The sequence below is a fragment of the Streptomyces sp. NPDC047028 genome, assembly GCF_040644095.1.
Classification (GTDB): Bacteria; Actinomycetota; Actinomycetes; order Streptomycetales; family Streptomycetaceae; genus Streptomyces.
Map to the genome: position 1 here is coordinate 153,150 of NZ_JBEYVS010000014.1, position 14,378 is coordinate 167,527.

Genomic DNA, 14,378 nt, shown 5'->3' on the forward strand with positions numbered 1-14,378 from the left:
AGGGGCGCTCCGCCCCAGGTCGGTGCCGTCGCCTCCGGTACCGGGACTCAGTCCACCGGCGCGGGGTCCGGTGGACTCGCGTTGTAGCGCTCCAGATAGGCGGCGAACCGGGTCAGGTCCTCCTCCGGCCAGTCCGCGAGCCGCTCCAGGAAGGCGGCCCGGCGGCTGCGGGTGACGTGGGCGAGAATCTCCTCGCCGGCCCCCGTCAGGTGCAGCACCTGCACCCGGTGGTCCTCGGGATCGAGGCGCCGCTCGATCAGCCGGGCCCGCTCCAGTGCGGCCACCTGCCGGCTCACCGTGGACTTGTCCAGGGCATAGTGTGCCGCGAGGTCGGTCGCCCGGCAGCCGCCGCTCTCCTCCAGGTGGCCGAGCAGCGTGTACGACACCAGCGACAGCTCGGGGTGCATGCGTCCGGCCGAGGCGCGGGCCCGGCGGGCGAAGATGGTCATCTCGCGCTGGATGGTCTCCACGGCCCGCTGTGCTGCTGTCACGGGAATACCTCCTCCGACGTTGTAGTTGTATAGTACAACTTGAAATGAGAGTTGTATAAGCCAACCTTTCGACGATCTTTGGAGGGTGCCCGCGATGAGGTCACCGGCCCTGCGTCACGTGCTCACACACCTGATCACCCCGCTGCTCATGTGCCTCGGCATGGGGCTCGCGTACATGGGGGCCTTCGTGACCCCGGAGCCGCACCACCTGCCCGTCGCCGTCGTCGGCGCCGGCCCGCAGGCGAAGGTGCTCGCCCAGACCGTCAAGGACACCGGCGGGGACAGGCTCGACGTCCGCACGGTCCCCACCCGCTCCGACGCCGTCCACCTGCTCAGGGACCGGCAGGTGACCGGCGCCTACGTGCCGAGCGCCGAGGCCCCCGAGCTCATGGTGGCCAGCGCCGCCTCCGACATGGGAGCCACGGCCGTTGAGCGGGTCTTCACCCCGGTCGCCGACCAGGAGGGCGTGCCGCTGAAGGTCACCGACGTGACCAGGCCGGTGTCCGACGACCCCACCGGGCAGGGCCTGTTCTTCCTGCTGATCGCGCTCAGCATCGGCTCCTACGCCTCCGTCGCCGCGCTCGGCGCCGCGGGCGGGGCGCTCGCCATGCGGATACGGGCGCTGCTGGCGCTCGGCGTCTCCGCGGTGGTCAGCGGCATCGGCGTGCTGCTCGCCGGGCCGGTGTTCCACCTCGCGCACCACGGACTCGCGGGCCTGTGGGGGATGGCGTGGCTGTACTCGGCCGGCATCCTGTTCATCGGCGTCGGCCTGCACACCTTCCTCAAGCGGTGGACCACGCTGGCCATGATGGTCCTCTTCGTGATGCTGAACTTCACCAGCTCCGGCGGGCTGTTCCGGCCCGAGCTGCAGAACGGCTTCTTCGGCGCCCTGCACTCCTTCTGGAACGGTGCGGGCTTCGTCGAGGGCATCCGAGGCCTGCTGTACTTCGACGGCGACGGAGTCGCACACAACGTGCTGACGCTGACGGTCTGGCTCCTGGCCGGCCTCGCGGTCACCGCCGTCGCAGCCCTGCATGAGCGGGCCGGGAAGCACACGCCCGGGCATGCGGCCGTCGCGGAGCCGCGTACCGCCGTGGCCGCTCTGTCCCGGGAAGAGGCCGAGGCCGAGGAAGAGGCCGAGGCCGAGGAAGAGGCCGAGGAGACCGTCGGAGTCTGAAGGAGCTACCCGATGGTCACCACCCGGGCCCACTCCGGCGGCGCGTCCGGCCGGTACTCGGGGTCGTACTCCCTCCAGGTCCGGGTGCCCGGACGGGAGAAGAGGCCGACCACCGTCCGGCAGGGCGGACGGGTGTCCGGCCACGGAGTCTGGCCGTCCGTCAGGACCACCACCACGTCCGGTCCCGGCCGCGTCCGCAGCGCCCGCGCGAACCCCGTCCGCAGGTCCGTCCCGCCCCCGCCGGTCAGCACCAGCCCCTCCGCCCGGCACAGCGGCTGCACCGCCTGGGCCGCCGCGTCACACGGCAGCACCGTCACCAGGTCCCGGCGGCCGCCCACCGCCCGCGCGATCGCGGCCACCTCAAGGAGCGCGCCGCCCAGCTCCGCGTCGCTCACCGACCCCGAGGTGTCGATCACCACGGACACCCGGGGCGGCCGGCGTCGCAGGCTCGGCAGGACGACCCCCGGCAGTCCCGCCGAACGGCGCGACGGGCGGCCGTAGCTGTAGTCCTCACCGGCCCCGGCGCCGGACGTCGCCGAGCGCACCGCCGCCCCCAGCAACTCGCGCCACGGCTGCGGCGGATGGAACACCTCCTCCGCCCAGCGCCGCCAGCCCGCCGACGCGCTGCCCGGACGGCCGGTGATCGCCTGGGCCACCCGGAACCGCACCCCGTCCCGCTCCTGCTCGCTCAGGCCGTGCGCGCCGTCCGGGCCCAGATCCCACGGCCGCTCCAGCCCGTCGGCACCGCTCCCGCAGTCCAGCCAGGCCAGGTCCCCCAGCAGCGGGCCCAGCCGGAACTGCCGCACGTAGTCCTCCATCAGCTCGCCGTCCCGCAGACCGAGCCACTGCGGGGTGACGGCCCCTTCGGGCCTGACGAGGCCGTCGCCGTACACGTCGTCGTTGATCTCGCAGTCCGCGGCGATGTTCATCCGCAACCGCTCCCCGCGGCCCGTCAGCCCCCGTTCGCGGGCGACCCGGTCGCTGCGCGCGTGATGGTCCCGCAGCAGGTGCGACACCTCGTGCACCCACACCCCGGCCAGCTCCTCGACCGGTGTGCGGGCCACGAACGCGGGGGATACGTACACCCGCCAGTGCCGGTCCACGCCCATCGTCGGCACCTGCCGGGACTCCACCACATGCAGTGCGAACAGGGCGGTCGCCAGATACGGCCGGGCCCGCACCGCCTGCAGCCGGGCGGCGAAGAGTCTGCCGGTGTCCAGGCCCGTTCCGGCCGGCACGGTCGCGGTCATCGGCGGGCCTTCGTGGCGACCGCGGCCCGCGCCGCCGCGCGGTCCGCCTGCCGGGTCACCGATACCGCCCCGGCCAGCCGGTCGATCGACGCCGGTACGTCCCAGTCCGCCTGGCGCAGACTGGCGAGCGTGGTCGCCGGGACCACCAGCACGTCCGGTGCGCCGGTCTCCATCGCGCGCACCAGCAGCGCCCACGCCGCGTCCCAGCGGGCCCGTTCCGGTCGTCCCCGGACCGCGTCGACCACCGCGTCCAGGGCGGCCTGGCGCAGGTCACCGCGCTCGGGCAGCACGGCGTGCGCCGGGTCGGCCAGCAGCAGTTCCGGGTCGGGCAGGTCCAGCCGGTCCAGGCTCGCCAGCAGTTCGAGGCCGGGGCCGTCGCCGACGGTGCCACGGACCAGCAGCGACAGCACGTCCCGCGAGGAACCGGCCGCGGTCGCGAACGCGATCAGCCGCAGGGTCATCTCCCAGCTGCGCGGCGAGGGCCAGGCGCCGCCCCGGCGCGTCTCGCCGCTGGGCAGCCGGTGCACCAGCGGAGGGCGCGCCGTCAGGAACCCGCACACCGCGCGCCGGGCCCGGTCCACCGCGGCCGTCAGCCGGGCCGGGTTTAGTGCGGGCAGGGTCGCCCGCGGCCAGGTGCCGCCGAGACCGCGTACGACGACGTCGTGGTCGTGCGTCCACTGCAGATGCACGAACCGGTTGGCGAGCGGTGGGCTCAGCTCCCAGCCGTCGGCCGCGGAGGAGCGGGGGTTGGCGGCGGCCACGATCCGTACGCCCGGCGGCAGCTTGAGCGAGCCGATCCGGCGCTCCAGTACGAGCCGCAGGAGGGCCGCCTGTACCGCTGGGGGTGCGGTCGACAGCTCGTCCAGGAAGAGCAGGCCCCGTCCGGCCCGCTCCAGCCGCACCGCCCAGTCCGGCGGGGCCATCGGGACGCCCTGGGCCGCGGGGTCGTCTCCTACGACGGGCAGCCCCGAGAAGTCGGACGGCTCGTGGACGCTGGCGATCACCGTGGTCAGCGGGAGGTTCAGGGCGGCGGCGAGTTGGGTGAGGGCGGCGGTCTTCCCGATGCCCGGCTCACCCCACAGCAGCACGGGCAGGTCTGCCGCCACGGCGAGGGTCAGCGCCTCCAGTTGGGTGTCGGGGCGGGGTTCCGTGGTGGTGGCGTCGAGGAGGGTGAGGAGGTCGGTGGCGATGTCGAGTTGGGAGGGGGGTGTGGGCATGGTGGTCACCTTGGTGTGTGGGAGTTGGTTGAGCCGGGGGGCGGGGGTGGTCCGGTGGGTGGTCGGGTGCGGGTGCGGTGTGGCTTGTCGCGCAGTTCCCCGCGCCCCTGGGGTGTTGCTGTGCTGTCCGGGTGGGGTGCGGGGCGGCGGTGTCAGGGGGTGTGGCGGGGCGTGTCGCGGGTGGGGGCTCGGCCGGGGCCGGTGAGGCCGGCGCGGTAGAGGGCGTGGGTGGTGCGGCGGGCCGCTGTGCGGGACAGCGCGTCGCGCAGGGGGCCGTCGCGCAGGACCGCGGCGGGGCCCAGGAGGGCCTCGACCACGGCGAGCGCACCCGTGATGTCGCCGTGCTCCAGGCGTTCGCGGACCCCGGTGAGGCAGTCCGGGCGCCGGTGGGCCTCGTCGATGACCCGCAGGCAGGGCAGCGGCGGCCCGCCGAAGGCCATCAGGAGTTCCTCACGGCGGATCTCGGCCGGATCGTGGTCCAGCGGGGCGAGCGCCCCGTCGACCAGTCCGAGCCGGTGCCGGGCACCCCGGCACTCCACCACGCGGGGATCGCCCGTGGGAGCGGGGCGGTCCGGCGGCACGGTGCCCGGGGCCAGCGCCGAGGCGACCAGCGGGTGCAGCCGGGACGGTTCGAGGAGGCCCGCGCGGAGCAGCTCCAGGTCGGGCGGGGTCCGGGTCGCCGCGTCCGGCAGCACCGGCAGGGCCGCCGGTCCGCCGCGCCCGGGGGCCGCCGCGAGCAGCCGCAGGGCGGGCGGTCCTACGCCGTCCTCGTCCCGCGTCAGTTCCAGGACCAGCCGGTTCCGGGACCCGCACCGCACGGTGAACGCGTCGTCGGCCCGGCCCTCGGCGCGGAGCAGGATCGCCGCCTCGGCGGCCCACCGTCCGACGTTGCAACCGGGTTCGGGAGGCGACGGGACCGGTGGTGCCGGGTCGCCGGCGCCGGCCCGCTCACGCAGCTCGGCCGTCCTGCGGGCGTCCCACAGGTGGCGGTGCAGGTCGAGGCGGTAGCGCCGATGGGGGCGCGGGTGCGGGTGGCGGCCGGCGCCGTAGCCGGCGGAGGAACCGTCCCACAGGGAGAGAGCGATCCGCTGTCCGGCGTCCGCCCACGAGGGCGGGGTACGGGCCACCAGATGCAGCGGTCCGGCGTCGGCCTGCCCGGGAGCGTCGTACCGGGCCAGGCTGAGGGTCAGAGCCGGACGGAGCAGTCCGTCCGGGGCGATCCTCGGCATGTGCCAGCGCAGCAGGTCGGGCGCCAGACGGCGGAGGTCGGCACGCACCCGGGCCGCCAGGGCCGAGCCGTGGGTGCGGGCGACGGACCGCAGGTCGAGGTCGACGTCGACCCCGGCGGCGGCACACGCTCCGGCCCAGTCCCCGGCACTGCGGCGGGCGGTCGCCGTCTCGATCATGGAGGGCGGCACGGCGAACTCGCGCACGCGCAGCCAGAGAGAGAGCCGGGAGTTCCCGTACGCGGTCCAGGTGAGCATCAGCGCTCACCTGGCGCGGACGGTACCCCCCATCCGGTCAAAGATTGAGTGGTCATCGCGGGGAGCGTAGCCGACTCGCGGAAACGGGCGCCATGTGTTTTCCACGCGGCGCCGGACGTCTCGAACTCGGCGCCGCCGACCGGCGGTCGGGGCGCTGGGGTAGGCTGGCCGTCCGGCCGCGGACCGTCGCGGCCGCCCGCTGCCGAGGAGGTGAGACCCATTACCGCTGTGTCAGCTGGGGTGCTCGCTCCTTGTGACAGCGCGGATCACCGGCACCGGTGACCGCGCGAGCGCCCTTCGGCCCCAGGTCTTTGTCGAAAGGCTCTCGGCTTCCATGCCTTCCCTTCCTTCTCGTGTCCCCCTTTCCCCGTCCGCCGTCGTCTTCGCGCTCCGCGCCGCCGGGTGCGTGTTCGCCGAGGACGAGGCGGAGTTGATCCTCGCCACCGCCCGCAATCCGGAGGAGGCGGCCGCCATGGTGGAGCGGCGGACCGCCGGACTCCCGCTCGAACAGGTCCTCGGCTGGGCCGAGTTCCACGGATTGCGGATCGCAGTGGAGCCGGGCGTGTTCGTGCCCCGCCGCCGTACCGAGTTCCTCGTGGACCAGGCCCTCGCCCAGGCCCCGGACGCCACCGTCGTCGTGGACCTGTGCTGCGGCTCCGGCGCCCTCGGCGCGGCCATGGCCGCCGCCCTCGGCCGCGTGTCAGCGGCGGTTCGAGCCGACGGCGTCGAGGTGCACGCCGCCGACATCGACCCGGCCGCCGTCCGCTGCGCCCGCCGTAACCTCGCCGCCTTCGGGGGCCGGGCCCACGTGGGCGACCTGTACGACGCCCTGCCCGCGGGCCTGCGGGGCCGGGTCGGTGTCCTCATGGCCAACGTGCCGTACGTCCCCACCGCCGAGGTGGCCCTGCTGCCGCCCGAGGCCCGCGACCACGAGCCGCCGGCCGCCCTGGACGGCGGAGCGGACGGACTCGACGTGCTGCGCCGGGTAGCCGCGGAGGCGCCCGCCTGGCTGGCCCCCGGAGGCTGCCTGCTGACGGAGACGAGCGAACGTCAGGCCCCGGCCGCCGTACGGGAGTTCGACCGGGCGGGACTGACGACCCGGGTGGCGGCGTCGGAGGAACGGGCCGCGCACGTGGTGATCGGGGTGCGCCCCTGGGCACGGCCCGGAGGGCGGGCCTAGGCCCCGCGGTCCGTGACGTGGCTGTCGCTCAGGTGGCCGTCCCGTTCCCGGACGGGCTCGGTGACGACGGGCTCGGCGACTCGCTGCCGTTCGGACGGTGGTCGCCCCGGTTCCACGGCTTGCCGTGGCCGGGGAAACCGCCGTCGCGGTGCCGGAAGCCGCCGTCCCCGCGCTGGAACAAGCCCGCGAACGCGGCCGTGGCCGTCCTCTTGCCGCTGTCGGCGCGGGTGCCGACCAGCAGAGCCTGGTCGCCCTTCTTCAGGGCACCCGCGCCCGTGTCGCCCGAGCCGCCGCCGTCGCCCCGCACCGTGACACCGGACCCCACGGTCCACGTCCACGACGTGCCGTCGGCGCTCTTGACGGTGACCTGGTCGCCGGACACCTTCTCGACCGTGCCCCGCTGCCAGATCCGCACGATCCACTGGCCGGTGTCGGGGTCCTTGACGGTCGCCTCCCCGTGCGCCCCGGCCCCACGCGCCCCCAGTCCGGGCCCGTGCCGGTGCGGCGACGGCGTGGCGGAGGACGAGGCGCTCGGCGTGGCGCCCGGACCGGACTGGTCCGACGTGGCGGCGAAGGCGACGGAGCCGCCGACGGCCAGCGCCCCCACCGTGCACGCGACGGTCACCGCCCGGGCCCGCGCCGACGTCCGGCGCCACCGGGCGCTCACCGGCCCGCGCGGTGCACCGCCGTGCCCGCCGCCGGCCGGCTCCTTCTCCTCCGGGCCCACCCGTGGGGCGTACCCGGGCATCGGCGGAATCGGCCCGCCCGGCCCGCCGCCCGCCGGGCGGCCTTCCTGCTCCGGTTCCTGGCTCACCATGCGCTCCCATCGGCGGCCCTGGCACGCGGCCTCGCGAAGACATGCCCACCTGTGATTGTCCCGGGAGGGGGTTAAGGGCCCGATAACCAGTTCCTGTGAATCGGGGGCCGGTACCGGCCGCCTCTACGGCAGCTCCTGCGCCCGGGCGATGAGCAGCGCCACGTCGTCGTGGTTGTCCGGGTGGTGCAGCGTGCGCAGCAGCCGGTCGCAGGCCTCCTCCAGCGGGCGCGCCGGGTCGTCGAGCAGGGAGAGCAGGAAGTCCAGGCGTTCGTCGAGGGAGTGGCAGCGCGTCTCGACCAGCCCGTCGGTGTAGAACACCAGCTCGTCCCCGGGCTCGAAGTCGACCGTGATGGTGGTGAACGGGACGTCGCCGACGCCCAGCGGCACCCCGGTGGGCAGGTCGAGCAGCTCCGGCGGGCGGCCGGGACGGAGCCGGGCCGGCGGCAGATGGCCGGCGTTGGCGATCCGGCACTGGCGCAGCCGCGGGTCGTGCACGGCGTACACACAGGTCGCGATGGAGTGGTCCAGGGCAGAGGTCGTCTTGTCCAGGTGTTCCAGCAGCAGCGCGGGGTCCAGGCCGAGCGGGGCCAGGGTGGTGGTCGCCGTGCGCAGCCGGCCCATGGTCGCGGCGGCGTTGATGCCGCTGCCCATGACGTCGCCGACCACCAGCGCCGTCCGGCCGCCGTCCAGCGGGATGACGTCGAACCAGTCGCCGCCGACCTCGCTGGTCGCACCCGCCGGCTGGTAGCGGGACGCCACCTCCAGGCCGGTCGTCACCGGCGGATGGCTGGGCAGCAGGCTGCGCTGCAGGGTGAGCGCGGTGTTGCGGGCGTTCTGGTACCAGCGCGCGTTGTCGATCTGCACGGCCGCGCGGGCCGCCAGCTCCCGGGCCAGCAGGACGTCGTCCTCGCCGAACGGCGCCGGATTGCGGGTCCGCTTGAGGTCCAGGGCGCCCAGCACCTCGCCGCGCGCGATCAGCGGCACGGCCAGGTACGAGTGCAGCCCGGCCCGGCCCAGCAGCACGGCAGCCTCCGGGGAGCGGGCGATGCGCGGCAGGTCCTCGTCCTTCACCCGGGGCACCAGCACCGCCTCGCCGCTGCGCACGCACTCGGTGACCAGCCGGTCGGGCGCGTACCGGGCGATCTGGCCGGGCGGGTCGGCGGCCTGCACGGCGTCCGACTCGTGCTCGGCGCGGACCGCCAGCGCCCGGATCACCGCGGACTCCGACGGCCCGAGGGTGCTGCGCCGGCCCTCGACGACGGCGTCCAGCAGGTCGACGGCGGCCACGTCGGCCAGCTCCGGCACGGCGACCTCGGCCAGCTCGCGGGCGGTCCTGTCCAGGTCCAGCGTCGTACCGATCCGGGCGGAGGCGTCGGCGATCACCGCGAGCCGGCGGCGCGCGGCCTCGGCCTCGACGGACGCGCGGTGCTGCTCGGTGATGTCGACGACGGAGACGGCGACGCCTAGGACGTTGCCCATGGCGTCCTCCAGGCGGTACAGCGACATCGCCCAGGTGTGGTCCTGGTCCGGGTCGGCGGGGGTGCGGCCCACGATGGGCTCGTCGATGAGCGGCGTCCCGGTGTCCAGGACGCGCCGGGCCGAGCCCTCCAGTGTGTCGGCGTCCAGCTGCGGCAGCACCTCGCGGATGTCGCGGCCCACGTGCTGGGCGGCGGGAAAGCCGTTGATCTTCTCCAGTGCCGGATTGACCGAGACGAACCGCAGCGCGGTGTCCAGCACCGCGAGCCCGATCGGTGACTGCTTGACCATGCGCTCCGACAGCGCGACGTCCTGCTCCAGCCGGCGCACCGTGTTCTGGTCGGCGGCGAGCCCCAGCGCGTAGACGTCGCCCTGGTCGTCCAGCAGCCGCATGTTGCGGAACTCCACCAGCCGGGTGCTGCCGTCCTTGTGCCGGACCGGGAAACCGCCCGCCCAGCTCTGGCCGGTCCGCAGCACGTCGGCGAAGAGCTTGCCGACCAGCTGGATGTGCCGCTCGTGCACCATCAGCCGGGCCGCGTACTCGCCGAGCGCCTCGCGGGCGGCGTACCCGAACAGCTCCTCCGCCTGAGGGCTCCACAGCACGATCCGCCCGTCGGCGTCCAGGACCACCGACGCCACTCCGAGGACGTCGAGCAGCCCGCCCGGGCGCACCGGCCCGCGCATCTCGCCGCCCTCCGTCACCGGAGCCCCGGCTGCACTCATGCCACGCACCGCCTTCGCCCGTCCGCACGGCACGCTGTCCCCCGTGCCGACTCCCCTTGTTCTACCGCGCTCACACCCGACTCTCCGCCGCCGTCGCCGTCAATCTCCACCATCTCTCAACACGGGGCCGGGCGTACCCGGAAGTCGCCAGTTGGCGGCATCCGGGGTGTGACGGCCGCCGGGGGTGGCCCACGATAGCCCTCTGCTTGGTCTGTACATGCCCACATGGCCGGGCCAGACTGTCCGCCGACCGAGTGCCACCACCCCCCTTTTCCGAGGAGTCGTCCATGCCCGCGTCCGCCCGGCCACGCAGTCACGGAGTCCTCAGCGGACTCCTCGTCCTCGCCACCGCCGCCGTCCTGTCCCTCGCCGTGCCTACCTCCGCCTCGGCGGCGGACACCTGGACCGAGACCGGCTCGGACCGCGCGCGCCCGCTGACCGAGAGCCAGGGCCTGACCTCCGTGGAGGTGCCGGCGGGCAGCCCCAACCGCTACACCGGCATCGGCACCATCCCCCTCGGCCTGTCCCTGCGCGGCTGGAACCACGTCGGCGACCCCGACGCCACCTACGACGGCTACTACGTCGAGCCGTACCAGGAGGACTCGGGCGGCGCGAAGATGTACCGGGTGCAGGCCCCGGACGGCAGCTGGTCGGAGTACGTCCACGCGCTGAGCCCGGGGGAGGCGCTGAACAACTCCTGGGTGGCGATCTCGCCCGACGGCCAGTGGATGCTGTCCGGCGAGTGGGGCACGATGAACCGGCTGCTGGTCTTCCCGACGCCCGGCGTCAACGCCTCGACCTCGCCCTCGGCGAACCTGCCCCAGGCGGCCACCGTCCACCTGGACCACGCCGTCAGCGACGTCCAGGGCTGCGACTTCTCCGGGCCGACGACCCTGCTGTGCTCCTCCGACGACCCGGACGGCTCGCTGTTCGGCATGACCAAGCCGCTGCTCCAGATCGACCTGTCGGCCGCACCGAACGGCTCGGACGTCACCGGCCACGTCACGGCCCTGCGCCCACTGCCCCTGCGCAGCGGCTGTTCCGGCAGCTTCGAGGCGGAGGGCATCGACTACGACCGCCGTACCGGCATCCTGCGGGTGATCGTCATGTCGCCCGGGTTCTGCGTGATCACGGACAGCAAGACGTACAAGTTCTCGCGCGGCTGAGGTGCGTGGCAGGGGCCGCGGGGGCCCGGCCGAGGTGTGGGCCCGGCCTGCCGGTGCTTTGCTGAGGATGGACGCGGCTGGGCGGGGTACCCCGTTCCACCGCAGCACGGCCACGAAAGGAGCGATCATGGAGAACGCGGAGCGGTCGCATCCGGAGACCGTCTCGGTGGAGATCAGCGGATGCTCCAAGGACGACGCTCGTCTCGTCTTCGAGGCGCTCGGCACCTGTTTCGCCTCCGACCGCGGGGCGGAGGAGGTGCCCCAGCAGCTCCACGAGACCCGGCCCATGGTCTGGCTCGGCAGTTACGACGTCGCGGACGCCCGCGACGAGGCCTGCCCGCCGGTCCACCTCGACGCGTCGGTCCTCGCGGACGTCCAGGGCGGGTACTGGGCCGTGGACCGGTTCCGGACCACCCTGGACGCGATGTTCACCGTCCACGAGACCTGCGCCGCCTCCGGTGACCAGGAACGGGACCTGCACCTGCGCCTGGAGAGCCGCTGACGGCCGCCCCTCGGGGCCCGCACGCGCCCCGGACGGCCCGCTGCCGTCCGGGGCGCACGCGTGTCCGGGGTCACGCGCCCTCCCTTCTGCAACTAGTTGCATAATCGGGTGTCCGTCCTCTACAACAGGAGGCGACCACACCGTGCACGGAGGGCCCGATGAGTCGTTACCCGCACCTGATGTCCCCGCTTGACCTGGGCTTCACCACGCTGCCCAACCGCGTGCTCATGGGCTCCATGCACGTGGGCCTGGAGGAGGCCGAGCGCGGCTTCGAGCGGATGGCGGCGTTCTACGCGGCCCGCGCGCGCGGGGGAGTGGGACTGATCGTCACCGGCGGCATCGCGCCCAACGACGAGGGCCGGCCGTACGAGGGCGGCGCCAAGCTCACCACCGAGGCGGAGGCCGAGCGGCACCGGGTCGTCACCGACGCCGTGCACGCCGAGGGCGGCCGGATCGCGATGCAGATCCTGCACTTCGGCCGGTACGCCTACCACCAGGACCTGGTGGCGCCGAGCCCCCTGCAGGCCCCGATCAGCCCCTTCGTGCCGCGTGAACTCACCGACGCCGACGTCGAGCGGACCATCGACGACTACGCCCGCACCGCCCGGCTCGCCAAGCAGGCCGGCTACGACGGCGTGGAGATCATGGGCTCCGAGGGCTACCTCATCAACGAGTTCATCGCCCGGCAGACCAACCGGCGCGAGGACCGCTGGGGCGGCTCGTACGAGAACCGGATGCGCTTCCCCGTGGAGATCGTCCGGCGGGTGCGTGAGGCGGTCGGCGAGGACTTCATCATCGTCTACCGGCTGTCCATGCTGGACCTGGTCCCCGGCGGCTCGTCCCTTCAGGAGGTCGTCACCCTGGCCAAGGCCGTCGAGTCGGCCGGCGCGACGATCATCAACACCGGCATCGGCTGGCACGAGGCCCGCATCCCCACCATCGCCACCTCCGTGCCGCGCGGCGCCTACACCTGGGTCACCAGGAAGCTGATGGGCGAGGTGTCCGTACCGCTGGTCACCACCAACCGCATCAACACCCCCGAGGTGGCCGAGGAGCTGCTCGCCGGCGGCCACGCCGACATGGTCTCCATGGCCCGCCCGATGCTCGCCGACCCCGACTTCGTCGCCAAGGCCGCCGCCGGCACCCCGGAGGCCATCAACACCTGCATCGGCTGCAACCAGGCCTGCCTCGACCACACGTTCAGCGGGCAGATCACCTCCTGCCTGGTCAACCCCCGCGCCTGCCACGAGACCGAGCTGGTGCTCTCCCCGACCCGGCGCCGCAAGCGGGTCGCCGTCGTCGGCGCCGGCCCCGCCGGACTCGCCTGCGCCGTCAGCGCCGCCGAACGCGGCCACGACGTCACCCTGTTCGACGGCGCGAGCGAGATCGGCGGGCAGCTCAACGTGGCCCGCAAGGTCCCCGGCAAGCAGGAGTTCGACGAGACGCTGCGCTACTTCCGCCACCAGCTCGACGCCCACGGCGTCGACGTACGCCTGGACACCTGGGTCGGCTCGGCGGACCTGGCGGGCTTCGACGAGGTCGTCGTGGCCACGGGTGTCACACCGCGGACCCCGGACCTCCCCGGCGTCGACCACCCCCGCGTCCTCGGCTACCTCGACGTGCTGCGCGACGGCGCACCCGTCGGCGACCGCGTCGCGATCCTCGGCGCCGGCGGCATCGGCTTCGACGTCGCCGAGTTCCTCACCGACGGCGGCGACAAGGCGAGCGAGGACCCGGGGACGTACTTCCGGAACTGGGGCGTCGACATGGACTACACCGCCCCGGGCGGCCTCGCCGAGCCGCAGCGGCCCGCCCCGCCCCGCCAGGTCCACCTCCTCCAGCGCAAGACCACCAAGGTCGGCGCCGGCCTGGGCAAGACCACCGGCTGGATCCACCGCACCGAACTGAAGCACCGCGGCGTGACGATGGTCCCGGGCGTGCGCTACGACCGCATCGACGACGCCGGCCTGCACTTCACCGTCGGTGAGGAGAGCACGGTGCTCGACGTCGACACGGTGGTCCTGTGCACCGGCCAGGAGCCGCGCCGCGACCTGTACGAGGAGCTGGCCGCCGCCGGACGCAGTGTCCACCTGATCGGCGGCGCCGACGTCGCGGCCGAACTGGACGCCAAGCGGGCCATCAAGCAGGGCACCGAGCTGGCGGCGGCGCTGTAGGGGCCGGGGCGCGCGTCCCTAGGATGTGCCCATGTCCCTGCCGCACGCGATTCTGACCGCCCTGCTGGAGAAACCGTCCTCGGGGCTGGAGCTGACCCGCCGCTTCGACCGGTCGATCGGCTACTTCTGGTCGGCGACGCACCAGCAGATCTATCGCGAGCTGGGCAGACTGGAGGCCGAGGGCCACATCCGCACCCTGCCGGCCGAGCAGCCGGCCCGCGGGCAGAAGAAGAGCTACGAGGTCCTGCCCGCGGGCCGCGCCGAACTGGCCCGCTGGACGGCCACCGCCCAGGACCCCAAGCCGCTCCGCGACGTGCTGCTGCTGCGGCTGCGAGCCGCGGCCGTGGTCGGCACGGACGGCCTGGCGGCCGACCTGAACCGCCATCTGGAGCTGCACCGGCGGCAGTTGGCGGAGTACGAGGAGATCGAGCGCCGCGACTTCCCCCCGGACCGCGACGCCCCCGAGGACCGCCTGCGGCACCTGGTGCTGCGCGCGGGCATCGACCTGGAGACCTTCTGGACCGCCTGGCTCACCCACGCCCTGGCGGAATTCCCCGACTTCCCGTCCCCGAAAACGGCCGCCCCCGAGACCGACGCGGGCCAGGAAGCAGACCCGGGCCGAGAGCCATGCGCCGGCCGGGAAGCCGACGCCGGCCGGGAAGCCGACGCCGGCCGGGAGCCGGGCGCCGGCCGGGAGCCGGGCGCCGGCCGGGAGCCGGGC

At 74.2% G+C, this 14,378-nt stretch carries 11 protein-coding genes and 1 pseudogene; 6 read left to right on the forward strand and 6 right to left on the reverse strand.

Annotated elements, in window-relative coordinates; genetic code table 11:
• Positions 1–47 precede the first annotated feature (47 nt).
• Positions 48–491, reverse strand: a complete 444-nt coding sequence (locus ABZ854_RS15475; protein ID WP_361210015.1) for a MarR family winged helix-turn-helix transcriptional regulator — start codon at positions 489–491, stop codon at positions 48–50.
• Positions 492–585: 94 nt separating this feature from the next.
• Here ABZ854_RS15475 and ABZ854_RS15480 point away from each other — a divergent pair, with 94 nt between their 5' ends.
• Positions 586–1,668, forward strand: coding sequence for a hypothetical protein (locus tag ABZ854_RS15480; protein WP_361210018.1), 1,083 nt, complete (start codon positions 586–588; stop codon positions 1,666–1,668).
• 5 nt (positions 1,669–1,673) lie between these two features.
• Here ABZ854_RS15480 and ABZ854_RS15485 read toward each other — a convergent pair whose 3' ends face one another.
• The 3 genes from ABZ854_RS15485 to ABZ854_RS15495 form a co-directional block, all read right to left on the reverse strand.
• A complete protein-coding gene (locus tag ABZ854_RS15485) occupies positions 1,674–2,918 on the reverse strand; it encodes a VWA-like domain-containing protein (protein ID WP_361210021.1) in 1,245 nt (414 codons plus the stop codon).
• Positions 2,915–4,135, reverse strand: a complete 1,221-nt coding sequence (locus ABZ854_RS15490) for an AAA family ATPase (protein ID WP_361210024.1) — start codon at positions 4,133–4,135, stop codon at positions 2,915–2,917. Before ABZ854_RS15490 ends, ABZ854_RS15485 begins: the two co-directional genes overlap by 4 nt.
• Before the next feature lie 152 nt (positions 4,136–4,287).
• Positions 4,288–5,619 carry a hypothetical protein gene (locus tag ABZ854_RS15495; RefSeq protein ID WP_361210026.1) on the reverse strand — a complete coding sequence of 444 codons (1,332 nt, stop codon included), beginning with the start codon at positions 5,617–5,619 and terminating at the stop codon, positions 4,288–4,290.
• A 334-nt stretch (positions 5,620–5,953) separates the two neighbouring features.
• Here ABZ854_RS15495 and ABZ854_RS15500 point away from each other — a divergent pair, with 334 nt between their 5' ends.
• Positions 5,954–6,799, forward strand: a complete 846-nt coding sequence (locus ABZ854_RS15500; protein ID WP_361210028.1) for a putative protein N(5)-glutamine methyltransferase — start codon at positions 5,954–5,956, stop codon at positions 6,797–6,799.
• A gap of 28 nt (positions 6,800–6,827) precedes the next feature.
• Here ABZ854_RS15500 and ABZ854_RS15505 read toward each other — a convergent pair whose 3' ends face one another.
• Both ABZ854_RS15505 and ABZ854_RS15510 read right to left on the reverse strand, forming a co-directional pair.
• The gene (locus ABZ854_RS15505; protein ID WP_361210031.1) at positions 6,828–7,613 is read right to left on the reverse strand and encodes a hypothetical protein; all 786 of its coding nucleotides are present in this window, start codon (positions 7,611–7,613) and stop codon (positions 6,828–6,830) included.
• 126 nt (positions 7,614–7,739) lie between these two features.
• Positions 7,740–9,815 carry a SpoIIE family protein phosphatase gene (locus tag ABZ854_RS15510; protein WP_361210034.1) on the reverse strand — a complete coding sequence of 692 codons (2,076 nt, stop codon included), beginning with the start codon at positions 9,813–9,815 and terminating at the stop codon, positions 7,740–7,742.
• 287 nt (positions 9,816–10,102) lie between these two features.
• Between ABZ854_RS15510 and ABZ854_RS15515 the strand changes: the two genes are divergently transcribed.
• The 4 genes and pseudogenes from ABZ854_RS15515 to ABZ854_RS15530 form a co-directional block, all read left to right on the forward strand.
• Positions 10,103–10,981, forward strand: coding sequence for a hypothetical protein (locus ABZ854_RS15515; RefSeq protein ID WP_361210037.1), 879 nt, complete (start codon positions 10,103–10,105; stop codon positions 10,979–10,981).
• A gap of 127 nt (positions 10,982–11,108) precedes the next feature.
• Positions 11,109–11,483, forward strand: a complete 375-nt coding sequence (locus tag ABZ854_RS15520) for a hypothetical protein (protein ID WP_361210039.1) — start codon at positions 11,109–11,111, stop codon at positions 11,481–11,483.
• A 158-nt stretch (positions 11,484–11,641) separates the two neighbouring features.
• The gene (locus tag ABZ854_RS15525; protein WP_361210042.1) at positions 11,642–13,657 is read left to right on the forward strand and encodes an NADPH-dependent 2,4-dienoyl-CoA reductase; all 2,016 of its coding nucleotides are present in this window, start codon (positions 11,642–11,644) and stop codon (positions 13,655–13,657) included.
• A 31-nt stretch (positions 13,658–13,688) separates the two neighbouring features.
• A pseudogene (locus ABZ854_RS15530) lies at positions 13,689–14,210 on the forward strand (PadR family transcriptional regulator); the annotation flags it as partial.
• Positions 14,211–14,378: the final 168 nt, after the last annotated feature.